We start from the raw sequence: 22,348 nt of genomic DNA, 5'->3' as shown, positions 1-22,348 counted from the left end.
AGCCTTAAGATATGCATTAATAATTTGATGTATCACATTATTATCAGCGAATAAAAGCGATATCCTCTCTTTTCCTTATCGCCGTTATTCGGCATCTGACTTCTTATTTTGGTTTAATCCTAAATGAAAACTCATAAAGTTAACCGGGTTCGCCCCTTTAGTGCATTTATTGATGCATGTGTAAAAGAGCCTTACTCTTTTGCGCGTTTATTAAAAGATATTATTGCAGGGATCACCGTCGGAATTATCGCGATACCTTTAGCCATGGCTCTGGCAATTGGTAGCGGTGTTCCTCCGCAATACGGTCTTTATACCGCAGCTATTGCCGGTATAGTTATTGCTGTTTCTGGTGGCTCACGATACAGCGTTTCAGGCCCTACTGCCGCATTTGTTGTGATCCTTTATCCTGTATCACAACAATTTGGTTTAAGTGGCTTATTGATTGCTACGCTTATGTCTGGCGTGATCTTAGTGGTTATGGGATTAGCTCGTTTTGGTAAGCTTATCGAGTATATTCCTGTTTCTGTAACACTTGGATTTACCTCAGGGATTGCTATTACAATTGCCACGATGCAAGTAAAAGACTTTTTTGGTCTTGAATTAGCACATGTGCCAGAAACCTATATAGATAAAGTTATTGCTTTAGGCTCTGCATTACCGACTATTCATATTGGTGATACGCTTATTGGTCTGACAACTCTGTTTGTTTTAATTTATTGGCCTAAGCTGAATTTACGTTTACCTGGGCACCTACCTGCTTTAATCGCAGGTACTGCGGTAATGGGTATTGTGAATATGTTCGGTCATGACGTTGCAACAATTGGCTCGCAATTTAGCTATATGCTTCCTAATGGTACAACAGGGCAAGGTATTCCACCTATTTTGCCCCAATTTGTTTTACCTTGGAATTTACCAAGTTCAGGTTCATCACTTGAATTAAATTGGAGCACTGTCTCTGCTTTATTACCCGCAGCCTTTTCAATGGCAATGTTAGGTGCAATTGAATCGTTATTATGTGCGGTTGTACTTGATGGCATGACAGGCAAAAAACATCACTCTAATGGTGAATTAGTGGGACAAGGGATTGGTAATATTGTCGCACCTTTCTTTGGTGGTATTACAGCAACTGCCGCTATTGCTCGTTCAGCAGCTAACGTGCGTGCGGGCGCAACATCGCCAGTTTCTGCTATTGTTCACTCGTTGTTGGTGTTGCTAACTTTACTTGTATTAGCTCCTTTTCTTTCTTATTTACCTTTAGCCGCAATGTCAGCATTGCTGTTAATTGTTGCATGGAATATGAGCGAAGCACGTAAAGTTATTGATCTTATTCGACATGCCCCTAAAGACGATATTATTGTCTTAGTATTATGCTTATCGCTCACCGTTCTCTTTGACATGGTGATTGCAATTACTATCGGTATTGTGTTGGCGTCACTGTTATTTATGCGTCGTATTGCCAATATGACCAAAATAACTGAATCCCCTTATACTGATGATGATAAGCAGTTATTAGTTGTGCGTGTTAATGGTCCATTATTCTTTGCCGCTGCTGAACGTATCTTTAATGAGTTACGTGAACGTAGTAAAGGTTATAAAACCGTTATTATGCAATGGGATGCTGTTCCTGTATTAGATGCGGGGGGATTACATGCGTTCCAGCATTTCGTTACTGATGTAAAACACGATACCCATGTGATTGTGTGTGATATACCTTTCCAGCCATTAAAGACACTGGCTAGAGCAAGAGTCACGCCAATTGAAGGTACACTGAATTTTTATCCTTCATTGCAAAAAGCATTGGATGATCTGGAATTAATTCAGTAGTTGTTTATATTTTTAAGATAAAAAATTAACGCCTTTAATCAATATTAAATAAAGATTAAGGGCGTTTTTAATTATGAGTAATTCACTTAATAAGGAATAAATGCTTTACCTATTCCACTTCCTTGCACACCTTTTTTTAATAAATCTTGATAAAGTGCATTCATACCCAACCAATGGTTTTCACACCACTCTGGGGCTAATAAAGTGGGTTTTCTGGCACTGGCACATACGCGGTGATAAATAATGTCAGGAGGAGTATGGCGGATCATCTCACCCGCGGTATAAACATATTGTTCTTGTGTTAATGCGTTTATTCGCCCCGCTTTCCACGCTTTAGCTATCGTACTGCCTTCGACAATATGTAAAGGATGCAATTTAAGCCCATCAGTGCCTGTCTCAACCACACGCTCTAATGTTTGCATATTAAGCAGATGATCTTCTCGTGGCAGTCCAACAATAAGATGTGTGCATACTTTTAAACCACGACGGCGAGCTTCGCGAGTCGTCGCTTGATAACATTGAAAATCATGCCCACGATTAATATGCTTTAATGTTTTATCATGAGCCGTTTGTAAACCGAGTTCTAACCATACTTCATAGCCTTTATCACGATAACCTTGTAATAAATCTAATACGCTAACAGGAACACAATCTGGTCGAGTTCCCACACATAACCCCACCATATCCGCTTGTAATAATGCGGTTTCATATAAGGTACGTAAGTATTCTACTTCGGCATAAGTACTGGTATAGGCTTGAAAATAAGCAAGATAACGGTGTGCGCGGTTAATATTTTTAGCTTGTAATGCAATTTGTTCTTCAATGGAGTGATATTGCGTTTGCTCATCAGCAAAAGAAGAGACATTACAAAAAGTACAGCCACCTCGCCCCAATGTGCCATCTCGATTAGGACAGTTGAAACCGCCATGAAGGGTGATTTTATGAATTTTTTCGTGATAACGGCGCTGAAGATCAGCGCCGAACATATTAACAACCGTATGAAGTTGCATAATGCATTTTATTTGCTGGTATCTAGCTCTGGGAAACTTTTTACCACTTCATCAATCGCTTTAATTTGCGCTAGGAAAGGCTCTAATTTAGCCAGTGGTAACGCTGATGGGCCATCACAACGAGCATTATCTGGATCTGGATGAGCTTCAAGGAATAGACCTGCAAGACCAACCGCCATACCTGCACGAGCTAGTTCTGCAACTTGTGCACGGCGTCCACCTGATGCTGCACCAAATGGGTCACGGCATTGCAGTGAATGTGTTACGTCAAAAATAACGGGTGCGCCTTGAGAAGCCTGCATCATAACGTGGAAACCTAACATATCAACTACTAAGTTATCGTAGCCAAAGTTACTGCCGCGATCACATAGAATAACTTGGTCGTTGCCGCCTTCTTTAAATTTATCGACGATATTTCCCATTTGACCAGGGCTTACAAACTGAGGTTTTTTCACGTTGATCACAGCACCCGTTTTTGCCATCGCTTCAACAAGATCAGTTTGACGAGCTAAAAATGCAGGTAATTGAATAACATCGACAACTTCTGATACAGGCTGAGCTTGTGCAGCTTCATGAACGTCAGTAATAATTTTAACGCCAAAAGTTTCTTTTAACTCTTGGAAAATTTTCATCCCTTCTTCTAAGCCCGGACCACGGTAAGAGTGGATTGAAGAACGGTTTGCTTTATCAAAAGAGGCTTTGAATACATAAGGAATATTCAGTTTTTGAGTGACAGTGACGTAATGCTCACAAATACGCATGGCTAAATCGCGCGATTCTAATACATTCATGCCACCAAAAAGCACAAATGGCAGGTCGTTTGCTACCTTGATATCACCAATATTCACCACTTTATGTTGCATATTTATCCCTATACTGTTTGTAATGTACTGTGTTAATTAAGTACGTTTCTTAAATTTTTAATGGAGAACAATAGGATTTTGTTCTATCGAATGAATTTGGATTTTGATCATCTCTGAAATAGGATCTTCAGGGCATTGCTCAACAAAATAGTTTAGGTCAGATATTGCCACATGGTTGCACTCTAACTGAGCAAAAATAAGTCCGCGATCACGTATTTCGTAAGGATCTTCAGGATCAAACATTAATACCGTTTCACTGGCTTTTAATGCTTGCTCCATATTCTTTTCTTCCATTAAAGAAACTTTCAATGTATCCAAAAGTTTACGAATAATAGAACTGTATTCTGATTCTTCTAAATCTGCCTCTAATAGTACAGAAGAGCTACCTACATTCCCTTTTAACCAAACTTCTAAGGTATGTTGCGATAGATATTCACCATTTATTGGGTTTAAAAATAGCGGTTGTTCATTAGGAATATCTATTCTGATAATAAGTTGTGTAGGAAAGATAACTGGTACTAACGGTAAATTTAACGCTTGTGCGATATAAATAAGAATCGAACCCAGTGAAACAGGAGAGCCTACATGAGTCGCTAATACTTTATCTAACCATAAAGTATCAGAAAGGCAATATTTGCCACTTGCACCACTAAAGTGCCACTGCTTATAAAACAGTTTTAGCAATGCTTCTATCTGCTCTTTAGTATTTCCTTGTTGAGGAATTTCAGCTTCTGCTTGTTCAACTAACTGCGCCAGTTGATAACCAACAGAAGTGGTTGGAAAATCAGGTCGAATAGCCTGAGAGATAAGGATCATGCCCTTAACTAAAGGGGCTTTATTAAATTCGTAATCAGCTATGGTTTCTATCATAATTCCAACGACCTACTGTCACTCGCTCATTACCGCCATAATCACGGAAAGTTTCCACACAGCAGTAACCCTTATCAATAAAAATATTGCGTACACCTTCGCCTTGTTGCCAACCGTGTTCCAGTAATACCCATCCATTATCAGTTAAAAACTGTCGAGCAGTTTCAATGATAATTTCGATATCAGCAAACCCATTTTTGCCAGCAACTAATGCAGTTAAAGGTTCAAAACGAACATCCCCTTGATGAATATGCTCATCATTTTCATCTATGTAAGGAGGATTACTGATTATCATACCAAATTGATACCCAGAGAGTGAACTAAACCAACAACTTTCCATAAATTCTGTGTTGGTTAATGCTAAATTGGTCGCATTCTCTTGTGCTAATGCCACGGCTTCAGCTTGAAAATCCACACCAATAATATGACAATCTGGGCGCTCAGATGCCATTGCGAGCGCAATAGCACCTGTTCCTGTTCCTAAATCAAGAATTTTTGTTGGTTCCAATGGGAGTTTTTCTAACGCTTTTTCAACAAGACATTCGGTATCAGGACGGGGGATTAATGTTGCGGGTGACACTTTTAACGGCAATGACCAAAACTCCCTTTCACCCACTAAATACGCGATGGGCTCACCTTTAATGCGTCGAGCAAGTAATTGTGACAATTGCGCTAACTCGTCTGACGAAAGTACCGTTTCATTAAAGGCAATTAAATAAGTACGGGTACGTTGTGTTACGTACCCAAGTAAAATCTCAGCATCGCGTTTAGGGCTGTCACTTTCAATTAATTGCAAGGCTGCTTTACGCAGCCATTGTTCATAATTCATTAATTCAACTCAGAAAGTGCAGAAAGCTGATCCGCTTGATATTCGGTCACGATAGGCTGAATTAATGGATCTAACTTTCCTTCCATCACTTCATCTAAGCGATAAAATGTGAGGTTGATACGGTGATCAGTTACACGACCTTGCGGGAAGTTGTACGTTCTGATTCGGTCAGAACGGTCACCAGAACCCAATAAGTTACGACGTTCAGAAGCTTCTGCTTCTTGGCGTTTTTGCATTTCAGCCGCACGAATACGTGCACCTAATACAGACATCGCTTTAGCTTTATTTTTGTGCTGTGAACGTTCATCCTGACATTCCACCACAATTCCTGTTGGAATATGCGTAATACGGATAGCAGAATCAGTGGTGTTAACGTGCTGACCACCCGCCCCTGAAGAACGGAATGTATCTATACGTAAGTCACTTGGACTGATTTCAGGTAATTCAGCTTCTGGCACTTCAGCTAATACGGCAACCGTACAAGCAGAAGTATGAATACGGCCTTGAGATTCTGTTTCTGGTACACGTTGAACACGGTGACCGCCTGATTCAAATTTCAATACACCATAAGCGCCATCACCCACAACTTTTGCAATAACTTCTTTATAGCCACCATGCTCACCTTCGTTAGCATTCATGACTTCAATACGCCAGCGACGTGATTCTGCATAACGGCTATACATACGGAATAAATCACCCGCAAATAATGCTGCTTCATCGCCGCCTGTTCCTGCACGAATTTCAAGGAAACAGTTAAATTCATCATCAGGATCTTTAGGTAACAACAGTACTTGTAACTGTTGTTCTAAATCATCATTTAATGCTCGCGCTTCTTTCAGCTCTTCTTGTGCCATCTCTTTCATTTCAGGATCATCAAGCATCATTTCTGCTGCTTCGATGTCGTCTTGCACTTGTCGCCATTGGCTAAAACAAGCCGTGACGTCAGTTAATTGAGAGTATTCTTTTGAAAGCGCACGAAAACGCTCCTGAGAGGCAATAACATCAGCTTCTGACAGAAGTGCCTGAATTTCTTCATAACGCTCTTGTAGAGCTTCCAACTTAGCGACAATAGAAGGCTTCATTCGTAGATTAAGATCCTGTTAGACAAAGTTAATTATGGGTAATACCCAAACTTTCACGTAATAGATTCAGGCGTTCAATATCACCATCACTGGCAGCCTGTTGAAGAGATTTTGTTGGTGTGTGAATAAGGCGATTCATCAATTGATGAGAGAGCTGTTGGATAACTTTTTCTGCATCCGCTCCGTTTTGTATCAATGTGATAGCTTTTTCTGTCATTTCTGCACGTAACATTTCAGCACTGTCTCGATATTCTCGAATCGCACCCACAGCACCTTGTGCCCGTAGCCAATCCATAAATTGCCCACTTTCTTGCTGGACAATATGTTCTGCTTGAATTGCTGCTGCTTGGCGTTGTTCTCGGTTATGTTGAATAATCGCTTCTAAATCATCAACGCTATAAAGATAAACGTTATTTAGCTTTTCAACATCTTGTTCAATATCACGGGGAACTGCAATATCCACCAGCAACATTGGCTGATTACGACGTTTTTTAAGCGCCCTTTCAACCATTCCTTTACCAATAATGGGTAATGGGCTTGCCGTAGAACTAATGACAATATCCGCTTGTGAAAGACATTCATCAATCTCTGATAATGTAATCACTTCGGCATCAACTTCATTAGCTAAACGTTGAGCACGCTCTTTTGTTCGATTCGCAATGATGATTTTTTTGACTTGATGTTCACGCAGATGACGAGCGACTAACTCTATTGTCTCGCCAGCGCCCACTAACAAAATAGTCAAAGAAGATAACGATTCAAAGATTTGACGCGCTAGCGTACAAGCTGCAAAAGCGACAGAAACCGCATTGGCACCGATTTGTGTCTCTGTTCTCACTCTTTTCGCAACTGAAAAAGATTTCTGAAACAAACGTTCCAGCTCTGAAGAGAGCGAGTGATAGCTTTGAGAATCGGCAAAGGCTTTTTTAACTTGCCCTAATATTTGAGGTTCACCTAATACTAGAGAATCTAAGCCACTTGCCACTCGCATTAAATGGCTGACAGCTTGATTATCTTGATGCCAATAAACACTGCTTTTCAGTTCATTTGGCTCTATTTGGTGATATTGACATAACCAGCGAATAAGCTGTTCATGACTATTTTCTTTGTCTTCCATACTAAGATAGAGCTCAGTACGGTTACAAGTAGACAGCACAACACCGCCTCTAACAGCGGGTTGCTGTAAGAGGTTATTTAAGGCATCACCCATGGTATCGGGAGAAAAAGAGACTTTCTCGCGTAAAGCAACGGGGGCTGTTTTATGATTAATACCTAATGCTAATAACGTCATATCAACTATATCGAGTTATGAATAAATACCGCCTCGCGACTTGACTTAGTGTAAACCTAAAACAGCGCATTTAGTATGGACTCTTCATTTCCGACATTCTACTTGATGAACAGATTCAATAAAAGAGCTTACTTGAGTGATAGGAGATTTCTATACACAATTTAACGAAATATCGTTATATCATAAGGTTTATGATACTCTTTTTTTTAACTAATAACGAATTAAAGGAATGTCTCAGCTATGCGTTCACGCTTTTTTTCAACCAAACAACTCCTGCGCCTTATCCCGCTAACGGCGTTGTTGCTGAGTGCCTGTAATCTAAATCAGATAAAGACTCAAGGTTCGGCATCTGATAATGATGTGCAATGGCAAGCTCGCCAACAAGCATTAAAGAAAATTTCACAATACGAAACCCGAGGCGCTTTTGCCTATATTGAAGATACCAATAAAACCTATGCCCGATTCTATTGGCAAGACAAAGCGGATGAGCGTTATCGCTTATTGTTAACCAATCCTTTAGGTACAACAGAACTCGATTTAAATGTTATGCCTGGTGTAATTGAAGTTACTGATAATAAAGGCAAAAAATATTATAGCGATAACCCTGCTGAAATGATCTACCAACTTACAGGAATGGTTATTCCACTGAAAAATCTGCGTGCTTGGCTTGTGGGTTTACCAGGTGATGCAACTGATTTCGAGTTAGATGCTAATCATTTATTAAAATCTGTCACATTACCTGCACCTGAAGGCGATTGGATTGTGACTTACCAAGCTTATGATTCAAGTACCACACCCAACCTGCCACAACGCCTTGAGCTAAAACAAGGTGAACGCACTATCAAATTAAAAATGGATAACTGGGATATACAGCAATGACACTAAGTTGGCCTTCTCCTGCCAAATTAAATCTTTTTCTCTACATTACGGGAAAACGCCCTGATGGTTATCACAATCTGCAAACGTTATTTCAGTTTTTAGATTATGGCGATACATTAACCATTACACCTCGTGATGATACCCAGTTAACTATCTTGACGCCGATTGATGGCGTAGAAGATAAAGATAATTTAATTATTAAAGCCGCTAAATTACTGCGTGATTATTGTCAACAACATAATATTTCTTTGCAGTATCACGGTGCAGATATCAGTGTTGATAAAAAACTGCCTATGGGAGGTGGTTTAGGTGGAGGCTCCTCTAACGCGGCAACCACATTAATTGCACTTAATTACCATTGGCAAGCCGGTTTAAGTGATGAAACGTTAGCTGAATTAGGCGTTAGTTTAGGTGCAGACGTCCCTGTTTTTGTAAAAGGTCATGCAGCGTTCGCCGAAGGCGTTGGTGAAATTTTGACCCCCGCAGAGCCAAAAGAGCAATGGTATTTAGTCGCACATCCCGGAATTTCCATTCCAACACCGACAATCTTCACAGATCCAGAATTAAAACGTAATTCTCCTATTCGCTCTCTTGGCGCATTATTAAAGGCTCCGTTTGCAAATGACTGTGAAATGATCGCAAGAAAACGTTTTCGTGAGGTTGAATATCTGCTTTCGTGGCTGTTAGAATATGCACCGTCACGCTTAACTGGGACAGGTGCCTGTGTGTTCGGCGAGTTCGACTCACAAGTTGCCGCCAGTGAAGTGTTAATTAACGCCCCTGAGTGGGTGCATGGATTTGTAGCGCAAGGCGTCAACATTTCTCCTCTGCATTTATTCCGCTCAAGGATACCTGTGTTATTGCACCCGTAAGATGATGTTTACAAACCCTATGTTCATAAACACGTTCTTTACAGGTCAACAATATCTCTCTCTGGACGCAAGCCTGAGGTTTTTCTCGTGCCCGATATGAAGCTTTTTGCTGGTAACGCAACCCCGGAACTGGCTCAACGTGTTGCCAACCGACTCTACACTAGCCTAGGAGACGCGGCTGTAGGTCGTTTTAGCGACGGTGAAGTCAGTGTGCAAATCAACGAAAACGTACGTGGTGGTGATGTATTTATCATTCAATCAACCTGCGCACCTACTAATGATAATTTAATGGAATTAGTGGTCATGGTTGACGCATTACGTCGAGCTTCCGCTGGTCGTATCACTGCTGTTATTCCTTACTTCGGTTATGCCCGTCAGGATCGCCGTGTTCGTTCAGCCCGTGTTCCTATTACGGCAAAAGTTGTTGCGGATTTCTTATCTAGTGTAGGCGTAGATCGTGTTTTAACCTGTGACTTACACGCAGAACAAATCCAAGGGTTCTTTGATGTACCGGTTGACAATGTCTTCGGCAGCCCAATTCTTTTAGAAGATATGCTTCAAAAAGATTTGGACAACCCTATTGTTGTTTCTCCAGATATTGGCGGTGTTGTTCGCGCTCGTGCTATCGCTAAACTTCTGAATGACACTGATATGGCTATCATTGATAAACGTCGCCCTCGCGCTAACGTTTCTCAAGTTATGCACATTATTGGTGACGTTGCTAACCGCGACTGTATCCTTGTTGACGATATGATCGACACAGGCGGTACATTGTGTAAAGCAGCTGAAGCGCTGAAAGAACGTGGTGCTAAACGTGTATTTGCTTACGCGACTCACCCAATCTTCTCTGGTAATGCTGTTGAGAACATCAAAAGCTCTGTTATTGATGAAGTGGTTGTCTGCGATACAATTCCGTTATCAGCAGAAATCAAAGCATTAAATAAAGTCCGCTCATTGACCCTTTCTGGCATGCTGGCTGAAGCAATTCGTCGCATTAGCAATGAAGAGTCAATCTCTGCGATGTTTGAACATTAATTTGTTATAACATTCATTGCAATTTGAGATAACTAAACCCGCTATAGCATTTGTTATAGCGGGTTTTTTGATGTTTTTTTCTAGATTAAGAGAATTTTAGGCAACAAAAAACCCGTTATCATTAAACGGGTCTATAGGTGTGTATTACAACGCATAATGACAACTATTATTCACTTAACATCAGTTTTTAATTTCTTGTTATTTTTATCTATTCTGATATTCATTTGTAATAATAACATTATGGATAACGGTGATTGTCATGACGACGATAACGTTCATCATGGTTACGTAACCACCAATATCTTTCTGCTATTGTTTCTCTACCACCAATACGGGCGCCAGCTAACCAAACTAGAGCACCAATAAAAATCCCCATTAAAGAGATATCCGCTAGAAATTCAGGGAGCCCTAATGGGAAAATATGGCTAAGAAGCGTATAACCAAGACTACCGAGCATCACAACCATCCCCGTAGCCATACATAAATTACCGACTGCAAATGCATGTTTATATTTCATGTTGCACCTCCAAGCGCGTCGTCAGACGATTCAACAACAAAATACATCGAATAACCTTTTATTCTTTGCAGTTATTATAGCCATAAATACTAAGAAGTTATTGTCGAAGGGATCACATCGCTCCGAAATTTATTGACAATTCTTAACAAAAAATGTGTTTTTTTCTTTCAAAAGAATAAAACAGCGCCGATTTTGTTATTTTCGCTCTTTTTGTTAAATCAAAAAATTAACATTTCCTCTGCTTATCATTTCAAAAAACATTCTATGTAATCTATTTTGTGCTTCTGAGCTTAGACAGGTAAACTATGGGCTTTCTTTTAAGACGATAACAGTGAAAGGCTATTGTGAGTAAAATTAAACTTATCGTCGGGTTAGCAAACCCCGGTGCAGATTATGCCCAGACTCGTCATAATGCGGGTGCTTGGTATGTTGATTTATTGGCTCAACGCCATCAACAATCTCTAAAAGAAGAGAGTAAATTCTTTGGTTACACTGCGCGTATTAATTTGAATGGTAATGATGTTCGATTATTAGTGCCTACCACTTTTATGAATTTAAGTGGTAAAGCGGTACAAGCAATGGCAAATTTCTATCGCATTGAGCTTGATGAAATTTTAGTTGCACATGATGAACTCGATTTACCACCCGGTGTTGTCAAAATGAAGCTAGGTGGTGGCAATGGCGGTCATAACGGATTAAAAGATATTCAAAGTAAGTTTGCTAATAATCCGAACTTCTATCGTTTACGCATTGGTATTGGTCACCCTGGTGATAAAAATAAAGTGGTTGGTTTTGTATTAGGCAAACCACCCATGAGTGAACAAAAATTAATTGATGACGCTATTGATGAAGCACTTTCATGCACAGAGATTCTCATGCGTGACGGCTATGAAAAAGCCATAAACCGCTTACATAGTTTTAAAGCTTAATCAGCATTAGTAAGCAAACTCAATTACTTTCAAGTTATTAAGTGGGTAAATCACCCTCTTCTTTTGCGCGATTAATCCCTGATGATTTAATCAATCGGGGATTTGCTCTATAATAGCGCCAAATTTTTTTTAACAGCACACAACAGGAACACTCCCTCCTGTTGTTTTTATGTGACAAGGTGAACGTTTATGGGATTTAAATGTGGTATCGTCGGTCTGCCTAACGTAGGGAAATCTACACTGTTTAATGCCTTAACTAAGGCAGGTATTGAGGCAGCCAACTTCCCATTCTGTACTATTGAGCCAAACACAGGTGTTGTTCCAATGCCTGATCCTCGCTTAGATAAATTAGCTGAAATTGTTAAGCCACAGCGTATTTTACCTACAACAATGGAATTCGTTGATATTGCGGGTTTAGTAAAAGGCGCATCTAAAGGCGAAGGTTTAGGTAACCAATTCCTAACTAATATTCGTGAAACTGAAGCGATTGGCCATGTGGTTCGTTGTTTTGAAAACGACAATATCATTCACGTTGCGGGCAAAGTTGATCCTGCTGAAGATATCGAAACTATCAATACTGAACTTGCCCTTTCTGACTTAGATACCTGTGAACGTGCAATGCACCGTAATCAGAAAAAAGCGAAAGGTGGCGATAAAATTGCTAAAGCAGAAATGGAAGTGTTAGAAAAATGCTTACCGCATTTAGAAAACGCGGGCATGTTACGTGCTTTAGATTTAACTGAAGAAGAAAAAGCGACTATTCGTTATTTAAGCTTCTTAACGTTAAAACCAACAATGTATATTGCAAACGTTAATGAAGATGGTTTTGAAAATAACCCTTACCTTGAAACCGTTCGCAAAATCGCAGAAGCAGAAGGCTCTGTGGTTGTTCCTGTTTGTGCTGCGATTGAAGCAGACATTGCTGAATTAGAAGATGCTGAGCGTGAAGAGTTTATGCAAGATTTAGGCATCGAAGAGCCCGGTTTAAACCGTGTTATCCGTGCGGGTTACGCATTACTGAACTTACAAACTTACTTCACTGCGGGCGTTAAAGAAGTACGTGCATGGACAATACCAGTAGGTGCAACAGCACCACAAGCTGCAGGTAAAATCCATACTGACTTTGAGAAAGGCTTTATCCGCGCTCAAACTATCGCTTATAACGATTTTATCACTTACGGTGGTGAGCAAGGTGCAAAAGAAGCCGGTAAAATGCGTGCAGAAGGTAAAGAGTATATTGTTCAAGACGGCGATGTGATGAACTTCTTGTTTAACGTGTAATTCTCGTTATTACAAAAAATACATTTTCTTAATTAAGCCCCAAAAGTTGATCTCCAGCTTTTGGGGTTTTTATGCTTTTGCAGTAAATAAGTATTATCTCCACTGTGGTGGTATCATCTTATTAAAAATAGAGCCACAGCGCATTTCTCCATATGCGCTCATTCGGAAATAAAGACCAGTTGTTTCAGTGGTCTCTTTACCGCTTCCCACTAAATCAGACATAAAATCATAATAATCATAGCCCATTAATTCTGCATTTAATTTATTAGCTTTATCTATTAATGCATAAGCATAAAGTTTCAATACTTGAGGTGACTTATTTCCCAAGCCAAATACATCGTTAGATGCATATTTAACAAATATAATTGCAAGGCACAGTAAGTATTTAGACTTTTCTTTATCCTTTAACCCGTTCAATTCAAAAATGTCACATATTTGTTGATAATGTTTATTTTTGAGTGATGTCATTGAAATATTGGTTTCTGGGATATCTATTAATTCTTTTAAAACCAAATATATTTTAGTTTGCTCTTTCTGATCACGTTCAATTAATTTGTCATTAACCTGAATATGATTACCAATGAAAGCAGAATTGAATCCTTCAGCGTAACTATCAAAATTTGATGCTAGTTTCTTAAATTTCTCACTCAGAGCAAAATCATTATAATTCTCTTTAAAGATCTTAAAATCTTTATTAAATAAAACATAAAGATTGCTTTCGTTAACCTTCTGCAATATTTTATCGTTATAAAGATAAAATGAATTCCACTGTGTATCCGCTTTTTTAAGGTCGGCAAATAGCATTTTATTTAATTCGTTATAGCTTGTCACCATCGTTTTATTTTCATTAATAATAATTATATTATTAGCGTCTTTATTATCCCAATCAACCTTTTCATCATTAACAGTTTTATGCTTTTCATAAAAGGATCTTACCCTTTCTAATTTAAGATATTTATCATATAAAGTTCTAGATTTTTCTTGAATATCTAATTCTTTATGATAAAGAGCGACTGCCATTAAATTAATAAATTTTTTATTATTTTTCAATAGGAAATCATCCTGTTCTTGATCATTAAAAAACTTGGAAATAATATCCAGATATAACGATACGTGCTTTAGTGCTATATGTTTTTCATTATTATTAGTTAGAGTTAATTGATCAAGCAAAGATTTAACAGAATCTCTAATCTCTTTATCTTCCAAATAATATTCTTTTGAAAAAATGTAATCCAGAAATGAGTCAATATGTTGTACATTTACATAATTTTTATCCCAAAAATGCACTGCTTTGATTAATTTCTTGACGAGATTTATTTTAATATCAGAATATTTATCATCAATACTTCTGAGAGTATTAAGTATTGCTTTCTTAGCCGGATCATCAATTATTTTTTCACCTACACACGCTCTATCCATATATTTTATTTTTTTAAATTTTATTTGCGCACCATCAAGCTTGGCATTCGAAAAATCAGCATCATTTGCCTTGATTTTAGTTCCACTCAAATCACTATTTGTAAATTTCGATCCCTCCAAAAAATAACTACTTAAATCAACATTGGAAAGATCATAATTTGAAAAATCCATATTTACTTTAGAGAATTCATAATGAAATTTTTTTAAAGTTTCAAAACCTTTATGCCTAATATCTTTATCTTGATATGTTTTTCTTTGCTCAATTCCAGCTAATTTTCCAAGCAGTTTTTTGTATTTAATGGCTTTATTTATATTAAGTTCTTGATCCTTCTTTTTATAACAGAAATTACACTCAACAGTTGTTAACTTTATATTCAATATCTTTCTTGCGAAAGATAAGTTCTTAAAAGAAGGATGATAATCTGCCAGATCAACAGCGGCTGTAGTATCCTTAGCTAAATGAGCCTTTAGATATGTAAAAACTATATTCATAATAGTAGCCTATATAATTAACTATGTATCGTAAGTGACGATAACAAGCATTTATGATTTCTACTTTAATAAAGTAACCACCATTCAAATAACTTAAAAAAAACCATTCAAATAACTTTATAAAATAATCACCACACACATCTAAAAAATAGTAAATTATCATTAATATTTTAATAACAATAAAAACATTTGAATTTTTTATTCACGAGACTAATAATTAAATTGATAGTCAATTAATGACCATCTTTATCAAATAAGGATCAGTTGCATTATGAATTATAATTTAAGCCATAATATGCGAGATAATAGCGATATAGCCCATAATAAAAATAGTAGTTGTCAATGTAGCCAAGAGATAGTAACCAATCTAAATAATTATATTAATAATCATCCCGAATGTACTATTTATCAGAATTCATTAATGAGCAGCTTAATTGCCGGCGTTTATGATAGTGATGTTACTATTACTGATTTATTAAAACAGGGTGATTTTGGTTTGGGCACCTTTAATCAACTTGATGGTGAATTAGTTGCTTTTGATAACAACGTTTTCCAATTACGTTCTGATGGCAGTGCCCGTAAGGCATTAGACTCTCAAAAATCCCCTTTTGCTGTGATGACCTTTTTTAATTCTGATATTGAACATTCGTTTTCTTACGGCGCCTCACAACAAGAAATACATAATACAATCAATCAGTATGTTCCTTCCGATAATCTTTTTTGTGCAATTAAAATTGAAGGCGAATTTGAATTAGTCAAAACACGTACTGTTCCTCGCCAAGAGCCTCCTTACCTTCCCATGTTAGAGGCAATAAAAAATCAACCTATTTTCACGTTTCATAACGAAACCGGTATTATTGCAGGCTTTCGTTCACCACAATTTACGCAAGGCATGAATGTTGCTGGATTTCATGAACATTATATTAATCAACAACGTCAAGGTGGTGGTCATGTTCTTGATTACTATTTAAAATATGGCACCTTAAAAATCGGTGTTATTTCTCGCCTTACCATCGACTTACCCTGCCAAGCTACGTTTCTGCAAGCTAACTTAATGCCAGACAATCTGCATCAGGCAATAGAAAAAGCTGAAAATTAATCTAGAAGCCTCTTAGCTTTATTACCCGCTTGTATTTTATTCACTTGCAAACTCAAAGAAGGTTATATGAACACTCATCATTGGAAATGTGGTGCAGATTTAGTCGTCAAACAATTAGAGCAACATGGCATCAAACAAGTATTTGGTATTCCAGGTGCAAAAATCGATCGTGTATTCGATTCGCTTGTTGATTCAAATATTGAAACTGTGGTTGTTCGTCATGAAGCGAATGCGGCATTTATGGCTGCGGCAGTCGGACGCTTAACGGGTAAAGCGGGAGTCGCTATCGCTACATCAGGGCTAGGATGTTCTAATCTTGCAACAGGCATTGCAACGGCAACTTCTGAAGGTGATCCGTTAGTCGCATTAGGCGGTTCAGTAAAATCGGCGGATAGATTAAAATTGGTTCATCAAAGCATGGATACCGTTACCATGTTTAATCCTATCACTAAATTTTGTGCTGAAATTGATTCCTCAAAATCAATCTCTGAAACAATGGTCAATGCGTTTCGTCATGCAGAATCAGGAAGACCTGGCTCTGCTTTCTTAACATTTCCAATGGACATTTTAAATAATGCTGTTGATAGCCCAATATTAGTGCCTAAATCTAATCTGGGTGGAGCAAACAATGATGCAATAAAAGAAGCGGTTACCTTATTATTAATGGCAAAAAACCCTGTCATTTTATTAGGTTTGCAGGCGAGTTATCCTGATAATGCATTATCACTGCAAAAACTACTCGATATTTGCCCTCTCCCAATTGTGGGAACTTATCAATCAGCAGGCGCTATCGCTCAACGCCATTTTCCTTTATTTGCTGGTCGCATAGGTTTATTTAATAATCAGCCAGGCGATGAATTACTTTCCCATGCTGATTTAGTCATTACGTTAGGTTATAGTCCAATCGAATATGAACCTTCATTATGGAATCACAACAATGCCAATATTATTCATATTGATGAAATTCCAGCTGAAATAGATCTAGCTTATTGCCCTGATTTAGAATTAACCGGCAATATCAAATTAACTCTCGATAATTTAACTCAGCGTTTCGCTAAACAATCCACATCTCAAATTACACTCTCAAATAACACTCGTCAGGTTTTAGAAAAAATTCGCCAGCAAAGAGAAACGCTGCAACAAAATAGTTATTTTAGGCAAGGTAGTCCTATTCACCCTTTAACCATTATTCATGAGATGCAAGATATTATTGATAACGATGTAACACTGTGTATTGATATGGGGAGTTTTCATATCTGGTTAGCTCGTTATCTTTATAGTTTTAGAGCAAGACAAATGCTGATTTCTAATGGTCAACAAACTATGGGTGTTGCATTGCCGTGGGGAATTGGTGCCTCTTTTGTTCGTCCTTCTGACAAAATTATTTCTGTTTCTGGTGATGGTGGCTTTATGCAATCTTCAATGGAATTAGAAACTGCGGTTCGTTTAAATACAAATATCCTACATATTATCTGGGTGGATAACGCTTATAATATGGTCGAAATGCAAGAAAAGGAAAAATATGGTCGTTATTCTGGCGTGAAATTTGGCGCAATTGATTTTAAACGTTACGCGGAATCCTTCGGAGCTAAAGGGTTTTCTGTTGAATGTGCTTCTCAATTACGTAGCGTTTTACATGAAGCAATGGCTGTTGATGGCCCTGCTGTTCTTGCTATTCCTGTCGATTATAGTGATAACGCTAAATTAATGGAACATATTGATTATAATTTGATTATTTAGTTATCTTACTTAAACGCCCTATTTAGAAAAATAAGGATGAACATTCTCCTTTCATCCTTATGCCCTTCTTTGTTTTTCCATATTTTATTCTTTTGATACAAAACAATTTCATTGTTAATAAAAAGTTATTATCTATTTCCTCTTTCGTTTTTTTTATTAATAATACATTATGCGAGTTTTGTGCATAAAAATGAAAGTAGATAATAAAAATAAACTAAGTCTTATCTTATCTGAAACGGTCATTTTAGTGCTTACAATAACCATAATAAATTAAATATAGACATTCAGTTATTAGGATAATCACCATGCCACACACCTCATTACTTTATTCCAATTCTCGATTTATTCCACTTCGCCTTCTCCCTAATGAAGATGTGATTATGGCATTACGACAGATGATTAAAGAACAAAACCTGAAATCGGCATTTATTGCAGGTTGTGTGGGCAGTTTAACAGATGTGGTATTACGCTTTGCAGGACGTGAAGAAAATCGCTATCTTACGGGTAAATTTGAAATTGTTTCACTAATTGGAACATTAGATGACCAAGGTGAACATTTGCATTTAGCGGTTTCAGATGAAAATGGATTAATGTGTGGTGGACATATGATGCCAGGTTGTACAGTGCGCACAACGCTAGAACTCGTTATTGGTGAGTTAGAGCAAGTGACTTTTAGCCGTCAGCCTTGTGAACACTCTGGTTATGAGGAGTTGGTCATCACACCGCGTAAATAGCCTTTTTATAAAAAGAGCGTTATTGATGCAGAATAATAAAACCAATAGTCACTATCCTTTGTAAAGGTTTTTAAACTATGTCTACAACTCCTCTAATTTCGAGCCGTACTCTTGTGCTCATTGTTGTTTCTATTGCAATAAATATGATCGGTGGTCAAATCACCTCAATGGTCAAACTTCCTATCTTTTTAGACTCCATCGGCACGCTTATCTGTGCCTTATTAGGTGGTCCATGGGTTGCATTATTTACTGGATTATTAACCAACCTGTTATGGGGATTAATTAGTGGCCCAATGGCTGCTGCATTTGCACCTGTTGCCATGATGATAGGATTAAGTGCAGGTTTATTAGCGCGTGCTGGTGGTTTTCGTTCATTAACTCGAGTTATTGGCTCAGGTATTATTATTACTTTAGCGTTAATGATTGTCGCTGTTCCAATTCGGACTTATTTATTTGGTGGTGCCACAGGCAGTGGCGCAGATTTCTTTGTCGCTTATTTTCATGCAGTTGGTGAAGGGCTTATTGAATCTGTTGCAATTACTGTTTTAGGTGCAAATCTCGCCGATAAAATATTATCAGCGATTATTGCTTGGTTATTAGTACGTCAATTACCACAAAAAACACAACGCAACTTCCCTGCAATGGCTAAGGTTCGCTAATAATGCATCCCTTTACCTCATTGGCATTATGGCTTTGGCTAAGTGCCAGTGTGCTGTTTTTATCATTAAGCTTACCACTGCTGATAATTAGCAGTGGTACTTTTATTAGCTTATTACTTTGGAACGCCTCTCGCTGGCGTTGGCGCCTTATTGCATGGTTGATGATCCCTATGGCGATAGGCCTATGGTTAGTTCATAGCGGTTGGTTTGCTTATTGGTTAACAGGTGGCATTTTAGATACCAGTAAACAAGCTATGGCAATAACGCTATGGCTAAGATTATTAGCAATAATAAGCGGTGCTCAATTGTGGTTGCAGTACACTTCAACCGAACAATTTATTAGAGCCTTATTTGCTAGCCGTCTACCTATGAGTCTTTCCTATTTATTAGCAGGGCCTTTGTTACTTGTAGAACAATTACGCCAACAGTTACACAATATAAGAGAAGCACAATTAGCACGAGGTGTACCTCTTGATGGTTCATTCTGGCAACGTCTAATAACATTGCCTGCTATTGTCTTGCCACTTATTAGCCATGTATTAAGTGATTTAACTATTCGTAGCGCTGCATTAGATATGCGAGGATTTCGTATTATTGCAAAACGTACCACGCTTTCTCCCCCTGTCGATACACCACTACAAGAGATGTTACGCTATTTTATTTTACTGCTTATCTTTGTTGAAGGAGCTATTTGGCTATGGTAATAAATCTTCAGCAATTTAGTTTTACTCCTAAAGACGATGAGCAACCTATTATTGGCCCTATTGATCTACAATTAAAGCAAGGAGAATGGCTTGTTGTTTTGGGAGGAAATGGCAGTGGAAAAAGCCTTCTTGCCCAACTACTAGCAGGTTGGCATCCCGATTTATTAACAGGCTCAGTGCAAGGCTTGGGAATTGTACAAAATATTGCTCTGGATAAAAGCCGATTAGTATCACTAGCCCCCGGTAGACAACTCGTTCAACAATCTCCTCAATTACAACTTTCAGGTTGTGCTTTTACAGTAGAGCAAGAGATTGCTTTTGGCCCTGAAAATTTAGGGTTAAGTGATAATGAAGTTCGATTTCGCGTAAAAGAAGCAATGATATTAACGCAATGTGACAGCCTTCGTTTCCGCCACCCTTCTACACTGTCAGGCGGAGAAGCGCAGCGTGTAGTCATTGCAAGCGCTCTTGCCATGCACCCTAAATTATTATTGCTTGATGAAGCATTTAGTCGTTTAACACCAAATGCAACACAACAATTACAGCAACGCATTAAACGGTACGCACAAGAGCACACATGTAGTGTGATTATTTTTGAACGCAATTTATTGCCTGCAATAACACTTAGTGAACAATTTTTATTGTTAGAAGCAGGCACAATAAAAGCAGCAGGTGCTTTAAAAGATATATTTCCTTTCTTATTTACAACAATTAATGCTCCTGATGCATGGTTAGCTTTAAATTGGTTAGTCGAAAACCATCATTGGAAAAAAAATATTGTAAATAACGATAAGGCCTTACTTAAGGCTTTTAAGGAGTTTTATGTTACAGCTTGATAAAGTGACTTATCGTTGGAGTGAAGATGTTCCACCGTGTATTTCTCAATTATCTTTAACATTAAATCAAGGTGAATGGATAACACTCGTTGGTGATAATGGTGCGGGTAAATCAACACTATTACGTTTAATTGCAGGATTGTTAACGCCTAATGAAGGTGAGATAAAACTCAATAATCAGTTATTATCTCAAATGAAAGCACAGCAACGTGCTCAATATATTGGTGTATTATTCCAAGAGCCTGAACGACAAATATTTCATAACACCGTAGAAAAAGAAGTTTCTTTTGGCTTGAAACAACGCAAGTTTTCTAAAGAAGAGATTAAAAAACGTTTGGATGAAACATTAATGCTTTGCGGTTTAAGCAATGTCGCTGATGTTCATCCTTTAGATTTACACGCAGGTCAACGTAGAATGGTTGCCGTTGCAAGTTTGAGTATTCTATCCCCCAAAATATTACTACTTGATGAGCCGACTCGCGATTTCGATGCACATTGGCTAACATGTTTTGAGAACTGGCTTCAGATACAAAAAACATTAGGTACATCTGTTCTTGCGATTAGCCATGATCTTGATTTTACGGCACGTCATTTTCAGCGGGTTATCCATTTATCATCAGGAAAATTAATTGCTGATGGTGCTCCTGAAAGTGTATTAATGAGCTCAACGTTGCAATCCCTTTCAGATATACCCGCACCTACGTTATACTCATTAAGTCAGAAATTAAAATTACCAATAAAAAACAGCCCTGTTGAATGGGCTAAAATGTTAATTAAGAATAAATAGAAATCATAATATTAGCTCATAATAATCTTAAGACTTATCTCTATTATTATCATTTATTTTGCTGCTGGAGATAATTAAATGGAAATCTTTCACATGGTATTAGACTCATTGAGTCACTTATCTCCTATTACCCTATTCTTATCTATTATCTTAATCACGGCTGGAAAATCGACCATCGGTATTTCTTCATTTTTGCCACCAGCATCTTTGATGTTGATCTTTATTTTTGGTGCCTGTTTACCACTTTACTCCCCGATATTTCTTTGGTTAGCAACCAGTCTTGGTGCCTTATTAGGTTCAATTTTAAGCTATGAATTGGGGTGTTCAATTTATCGTTTTCCTCGTCTTAAATTGTGGGTTAAGCGTTATCAATCAAAAATAAATCGAGTTCAACAGTTATTAAAAAATAAAACGTACTATATTTTGTTTATTTCTCGATTCTTAGCTGTCTTTCGTTATTTAACACCCTTTAGTGCAGGCTTATTAAAATTACCTGCTTATGGTATTTATATCACTAGCGCTATTTCTGCATTGGTGTGGTCTGCAATGTTTATTCTAATTGCAACAGGAGTGCTCTCTATTGCATTATAGGAATA

At 37.9% G+C, this 22,348-nt stretch carries 22 protein-coding genes; 14 read left to right on the top strand and 8 right to left on the bottom strand.

Annotated elements, in window-relative coordinates; genetic code table 11:
• Window positions 1-123 precede the first annotated feature (123 nt).
• Window positions 124-1,824 (top strand): C4-dicarboxylic acid transporter DauA, encoded by a 1,701-nt coding sequence (gene dauA, locus JEP36_RS06450; protein WP_196532601.1) that lies wholly within the window; start codon window positions 124-126, stop codon window positions 1,822-1,824.
• An 86-nt stretch (window positions 1,825-1,910) separates the two neighbouring features.
• Here the strand turns inward: dauA and JEP36_RS06445 are convergent, their stop codons facing one another.
• Genes JEP36_RS06445 through hemA form a run of 6 tightly spaced genes read right to left on the bottom strand, consistent with a single transcriptional unit; the run spans window position 1,911 to window position 7,769 of the window.
• Window positions 1,911-2,834, bottom strand: a complete 924-nt coding sequence (locus JEP36_RS06445) for a TIGR01212 family radical SAM protein (protein WP_198619974.1) — start codon at window positions 2,832-2,834, stop codon at window positions 1,911-1,913.
• 8 nt (window positions 2,835-2,842) lie between these two features.
• Complete coding sequence (gene kdsA, locus JEP36_RS06440) at window positions 2,843-3,697, bottom strand: 3-deoxy-8-phosphooctulonate synthase (protein ID WP_109372214.1); 855 nt, start codon at window positions 3,695-3,697, stop codon at window positions 2,843-2,845.
• A gap of 57 nt (window positions 3,698-3,754) precedes the next feature.
• The gene (sirB1, locus tag JEP36_RS06435) at window positions 3,755-4,564 is read right to left on the bottom strand and encodes an invasion regulator SirB1 (protein ID WP_036913468.1); all 810 of its coding nucleotides are present in this window, start codon (window positions 4,562-4,564) and stop codon (window positions 3,755-3,757) included.
• Window positions 4,548-5,396 carry a peptide chain release factor N(5)-glutamine methyltransferase gene (gene prmC, locus JEP36_RS06430; RefSeq protein WP_198629996.1) on the bottom strand — a complete coding sequence of 283 codons (849 nt, stop codon included), beginning with the start codon at window positions 5,394-5,396 and terminating at the stop codon, window positions 4,548-4,550. Before prmC ends, sirB1 begins: the two co-directional genes overlap by 17 nt.
• Window positions 5,396-6,478: a peptide chain release factor 1 gene (gene prfA, locus JEP36_RS06425; RefSeq protein ID WP_109372211.1), complete on the bottom strand. Its 1,083-nt coding sequence runs from the start codon at window positions 6,476-6,478 to the stop codon at window positions 5,396-5,398. The genes prmC and prfA overlap by 1 nt, the downstream gene beginning before the upstream one ends.
• Before the next feature lie 28 nt (window positions 6,479-6,506).
• The gene (hemA, locus tag JEP36_RS06420; protein ID WP_109372210.1) at window positions 6,507-7,769 is read right to left on the bottom strand and encodes a glutamyl-tRNA reductase; all 1,263 of its coding nucleotides are present in this window, start codon (window positions 7,767-7,769) and stop codon (window positions 6,507-6,509) included.
• 240 nt (window positions 7,770-8,009) lie between these two features.
• On the opposite strand from hemA, the gene lolB reads away from it, so the two are divergent.
• From lolB to prs, 3 genes are all read left to right on the top strand, one after another.
• Entirely contained in the window at window positions 8,010-8,648 is a 639-nt protein-coding gene (gene lolB / locus JEP36_RS06415) for a lipoprotein insertase outer membrane protein LolB (RefSeq protein ID WP_109372209.1), read from the top strand.
• Complete coding sequence (gene ispE, locus JEP36_RS06410; protein WP_198629995.1) at window positions 8,645-9,520, top strand: 4-(cytidine 5'-diphospho)-2-C-methyl-D-erythritol kinase; 876 nt, start codon at window positions 8,645-8,647, stop codon at window positions 9,518-9,520. The genes lolB and ispE overlap by 4 nt, the downstream gene beginning before the upstream one ends.
• A gap of 87 nt (window positions 9,521-9,607) precedes the next feature.
• On the top strand, window positions 9,608-10,555 hold the full coding sequence (gene prs, locus JEP36_RS06405; RefSeq protein ID WP_036912921.1) for a ribose-phosphate diphosphokinase: 948 nt from the start codon (window positions 9,608-9,610) through the stop codon (window positions 10,553-10,555).
• 238 nt (window positions 10,556-10,793) lie between these two features.
• Here the strand turns inward: prs and ychH are convergent, their stop codons facing one another.
• Window positions 10,794-11,072, bottom strand: a complete 279-nt coding sequence (gene ychH, locus JEP36_RS06400) for a stress-induced protein YchH (protein WP_072068239.1) — start codon at window positions 11,070-11,072, stop codon at window positions 10,794-10,796.
• A 344-nt stretch (window positions 11,073-11,416) separates the two neighbouring features.
• Between ychH and pth the strand changes: the two genes are divergently transcribed.
• Together pth and ychF are read left to right on the top strand one after the other, a co-directional pair.
• Window positions 11,417-12,001: an aminoacyl-tRNA hydrolase gene (gene pth / locus JEP36_RS06395; RefSeq protein ID WP_198619972.1), complete on the top strand. Its 585-nt coding sequence runs from the start codon at window positions 11,417-11,419 to the stop codon at window positions 11,999-12,001.
• A 189-nt stretch (window positions 12,002-12,190) separates the two neighbouring features.
• Window positions 12,191-13,282 (top strand): redox-regulated ATPase YchF, encoded by a 1,092-nt coding sequence (gene ychF, locus JEP36_RS06390; RefSeq protein WP_023582042.1) that lies wholly within the window; start codon window positions 12,191-12,193, stop codon window positions 13,280-13,282.
• A gap of 93 nt (window positions 13,283-13,375) precedes the next feature.
• Here the strand turns inward: ychF and JEP36_RS06385 are convergent, their stop codons facing one another.
• Window positions 13,376-15,193 carry a pentapeptide repeat-containing protein gene (locus JEP36_RS06385; RefSeq protein ID WP_198629994.1) on the bottom strand — a complete coding sequence of 606 codons (1,818 nt, stop codon included), beginning with the start codon at window positions 15,191-15,193 and terminating at the stop codon, window positions 13,376-13,378.
• Window positions 15,194-15,464: 271 nt separating this feature from the next.
• Here JEP36_RS06385 and budA point away from each other — a divergent pair, with 271 nt between their 5' ends.
• The 8 genes from budA to JEP36_RS06345 all read left to right on the top strand — a co-directional run bounded on the left by budA (window position 15,465) and on the right by JEP36_RS06345 (window position 22,343).
• Entirely contained in the window at window positions 15,465-16,292 is an 828-nt protein-coding gene (budA, locus tag JEP36_RS06380; protein ID WP_198629993.1) for an acetolactate decarboxylase, read from the top strand.
• Between the two features lie 66 nt (window positions 16,293-16,358).
• A complete protein-coding gene (alsS, locus tag JEP36_RS06375) occupies window positions 16,359-18,032 on the top strand; it encodes an acetolactate synthase AlsS (protein WP_198629992.1) in 1,674 nt (557 codons plus the stop codon).
• Window positions 18,033-18,337: 305 nt separating this feature from the next.
• Window positions 18,338-18,766: a PPC domain-containing DNA-binding protein gene (locus JEP36_RS06370; RefSeq protein WP_198619967.1), complete on the top strand. Its 429-nt coding sequence runs from the start codon at window positions 18,338-18,340 to the stop codon at window positions 18,764-18,766.
• Between the two features lie 77 nt (window positions 18,767-18,843).
• Entirely contained in the window at window positions 18,844-19,425 is a 582-nt protein-coding gene (locus tag JEP36_RS06365; RefSeq protein WP_109372201.1) for an ECF transporter S component, read from the top strand.
• 2 nt (window positions 19,426-19,427) lie between these two features.
• Entirely contained in the window at window positions 19,428-20,129 is a 702-nt protein-coding gene (locus JEP36_RS06360; protein ID WP_198629991.1) for an energy-coupling factor transporter transmembrane component T, read from the top strand.
• Complete coding sequence (locus tag JEP36_RS06355) at window positions 20,123-20,965, top strand: energy-coupling factor ABC transporter ATP-binding protein (protein ID WP_198619965.1); 843 nt, start codon at window positions 20,123-20,125, stop codon at window positions 20,963-20,965. The genes JEP36_RS06360 and JEP36_RS06355 overlap by 7 nt, the downstream gene beginning before the upstream one ends.
• The gene (locus JEP36_RS06350) at window positions 20,952-21,752 is read left to right on the top strand and encodes an energy-coupling factor ABC transporter ATP-binding protein (protein ID WP_198619964.1); all 801 of its coding nucleotides are present in this window, start codon (window positions 20,952-20,954) and stop codon (window positions 21,750-21,752) included. Before JEP36_RS06355 ends, JEP36_RS06350 begins: the two co-directional genes overlap by 14 nt.
• A 78-nt stretch (window positions 21,753-21,830) precedes the next feature.
• Window positions 21,831-22,343 (top strand): DedA family protein, encoded by a 513-nt coding sequence (locus JEP36_RS06345; RefSeq protein WP_198619963.1) that lies wholly within the window; start codon window positions 21,831-21,833, stop codon window positions 22,341-22,343.
• Window positions 22,344-22,348 lie beyond the last annotated feature (5 nt).

Source organism: Proteus sp. PR00208, from assembly GCF_016238545.1.
Lineage (GTDB): Bacteria > Pseudomonadota > Gammaproteobacteria > Enterobacterales > Enterobacteriaceae > Proteus.
This window is presented reverse-complemented; position numbering and strand designations above follow the sequence as displayed.

Excerpts from the sequence above, each read along its gene's own strand:
- dauA (WP_196532601.1), top strand. The coding sequence starts at position 124 with ATGAAAACTCATAAAGTTAACCGGGTTCGCCCCTTTAGTGCATTTATT.
- JEP36_RS06445 (WP_198619974.1), bottom strand. The coding sequence starts at position 2,834 with ATGCAACTTCATACGGTTGTTAATATGTTCGGCGCTGATCTTCAGCGC.
- kdsA (WP_109372214.1), bottom strand. The coding sequence starts at position 3,697 with ATGCAACATAAAGTGGTGAATATTGGTGATATCAAGGTAGCAAACGAC.
- prmC (WP_198629996.1), bottom strand. The coding sequence starts at position 5,396 with ATGAATTATGAACAATGGCTGCGTAAAGCAGCCTTGCAATTAATTGAA.
- prfA (WP_109372211.1), bottom strand. The coding sequence starts at position 6,478 with ATGAAGCCTTCTATTGTCGCTAAGTTGGAAGCTCTACAAGAGCGTTAT.
- hemA (WP_109372210.1), bottom strand. The coding sequence starts at position 7,769 with ATGACGTTATTAGCATTAGGTATTAATCATAAAACAGCCCCCGTTGCT.
- lolB (WP_109372209.1), top strand. The coding sequence starts at position 8,010 with ATGCGTTCACGCTTTTTTTCAACCAAACAACTCCTGCGCCTTATCCCG.
- ispE (WP_198629995.1), top strand. The coding sequence starts at position 8,645 with ATGACACTAAGTTGGCCTTCTCCTGCCAAATTAAATCTTTTTCTCTAC.
- ychH (WP_072068239.1), bottom strand. The coding sequence starts at position 11,072 with ATGAAATATAAACATGCATTTGCAGTCGGTAATTTATGTATGGCTACG.
- ychF (WP_023582042.1), top strand. The coding sequence starts at position 12,191 with ATGGGATTTAAATGTGGTATCGTCGGTCTGCCTAACGTAGGGAAATCT.
- JEP36_RS06385 (WP_198629994.1), bottom strand. The coding sequence starts at position 15,193 with ATGAATATAGTTTTTACATATCTAAAGGCTCATTTAGCTAAGGATACT.
- budA (WP_198629993.1), top strand. The coding sequence starts at position 15,465 with ATGAATTATAATTTAAGCCATAATATGCGAGATAATAGCGATATAGCC.
- alsS (WP_198629992.1), top strand. The coding sequence starts at position 16,359 with ATGAACACTCATCATTGGAAATGTGGTGCAGATTTAGTCGTCAAACAA.
- JEP36_RS06370 (WP_198619967.1), top strand. The coding sequence starts at position 18,338 with ATGCCACACACCTCATTACTTTATTCCAATTCTCGATTTATTCCACTT.
- JEP36_RS06365 (WP_109372201.1), top strand. The coding sequence starts at position 18,844 with ATGTCTACAACTCCTCTAATTTCGAGCCGTACTCTTGTGCTCATTGTT.
- JEP36_RS06360 (WP_198629991.1), top strand. The coding sequence starts at position 19,428 with ATGCATCCCTTTACCTCATTGGCATTATGGCTTTGGCTAAGTGCCAGT.
- JEP36_RS06355 (WP_198619965.1), top strand. The coding sequence starts at position 20,123 with ATGGTAATAAATCTTCAGCAATTTAGTTTTACTCCTAAAGACGATGAG.
- JEP36_RS06350 (WP_198619964.1), top strand. The coding sequence starts at position 20,952 with ATGTTACAGCTTGATAAAGTGACTTATCGTTGGAGTGAAGATGTTCCA.
- JEP36_RS06345 (WP_198619963.1), top strand. The coding sequence starts at position 21,831 with ATGGAAATCTTTCACATGGTATTAGACTCATTGAGTCACTTATCTCCT.